The sequence below is a fragment of the Pseudomonas paracarnis genome (assembly GCF_904063055.1).
Taxonomy (GTDB): domain Bacteria; phylum Pseudomonadota; class Gammaproteobacteria; order Pseudomonadales; family Pseudomonadaceae; genus Aquipseudomonas; species Aquipseudomonas paracarnis.
In genome coordinates, this window is record NZ_CAJFCN010000093.1 from 1 (window position 1) to 442 (window position 442).

At 61.1% G+C, this 442-nt stretch carries 1 protein-coding gene; it reads right to left on the reverse strand.

Annotated features, from left to right (window positions below):
- Window positions 1-87 precede the first annotated feature (87 nt).
- Window positions 88-442: M24 family metallopeptidase (locus JMV15_RS28050; protein ID WP_201492006.1), on the reverse strand; the 355-nt coding region annotated here is incomplete at its 5' end.

Sequence of the window (442 nt, forward strand, 5' to 3'; positions counted from 1 at the left end):
GCGGTCTGTCGAGCTGTGGGACTCGGTCGGCTTGCCTTTCTATCTATCAGTCAGTCGCCACACGCTGTGGGAAAACCTGGGCAGCCTTCAGGACGAAGCGCGTGGGATGGTGTCGTCGGCGCGCAGGGTGAAGATCTCATAACCGGTGTCGGTGACCAGCAGGGTGTGGTCCCACTGGGCCGAGAGCTTGCGGTCCTTGGTGATGGCGGTCCAGCCGTCGCCCAACACCTTGGTGTCGGCCTTGCCCGGGTTGATCATCGGTTCGATGGTGAAGGTCATGCCGGCCTTGAGTTCCATGCCGGTGCCAGCACGGCCGTAGTGCAGAATCTGCGGCTCTTCGTGGAACACTTTGACGATACCATGGCCGCAGAATTCGCGCACCACCGAGAAGCCGTTCTTTTCCGCGTGCTTCTGTAGTACTTCGCCAATGTCACCCAGGCGG